The organism is Vibrio sp. 1078-1, assembly GCF_033340475.1.
This window is the reverse complement of record NZ_JAWOWM010000658.1, coordinates 1-577: the sequence shown is the minus strand read 5'-3', so window position 1 is coordinate 577 and position 577 is coordinate 1. Positions and strand designations below refer to the sequence as shown.

The 577-nt window shown below is 46.1% G+C and carries 1 protein-coding gene and 1 pseudogene; both read left to right on the top strand.

Translation table 11 applies throughout. The annotated features are described in order from the left end of the window. Positions 1-412, top strand: a 412-nt coding sequence (locus R7190_RS29350) for a putative nucleotidyltransferase substrate binding domain-containing protein (RefSeq protein WP_318138135.1), incomplete at its 5' end; no start/stop codon positions are given. An 8-nt stretch (positions 413-420) separates the two neighbouring features. Next, positions 421-577 (top strand): annotated as a pseudogene (locus R7190_RS29345) (3'-5' exonuclease); the annotation flags it as partial.

The window sequence follows — 577 nt, the reverse complement described above, 5'->3', positions numbered from 1 at the left end:
GCCATTAGGCTTCTTCAAAGATTTTGTGATGGAAAAAGACGGCCAGCACAAAAACTCGATCAACCTAAAACGTCGTGGCACCGCGCCGCTGGTTGATCTGATTCGTGTGCATGCCTTGGCAGTGGGCTCTCGTGCACAAAACTCGTTTGAACGTCTCGACGACATTATTGACGCAGGCATCTTGCCAAAAGGTCGAGCTCAGGACTTAAAAGACGCGTTAGAATTCATCTCTATGGTACGAATTCGCCATCAAGCGACCGATGTTGAACTCGGAATTGAGCCAGATAACAACATCGAGCCAGAAAACCTCTCCGATTTTGAACGCCGTAATTTGAAAGATGCCTTCCAAATTCTCAGCAATGGGCAGAACTTCCTTAAGTTCCGTTATCAAGCAAATAAGAGCTTTAAGTGAGGTTTGGCATGATCAAAAAGCTATTTCAAAAGCCTGCGATTCAATGGCCAACCAAGTTTCAGCAAAAGTTGGAGCTCGTCAATGATGAGAATCTTGTCGCCTTTTACGGCAGCGAATTACCAGCGCCCAATACCCCCATTTCAGAGGTTGAATTTGTCGCGTTGG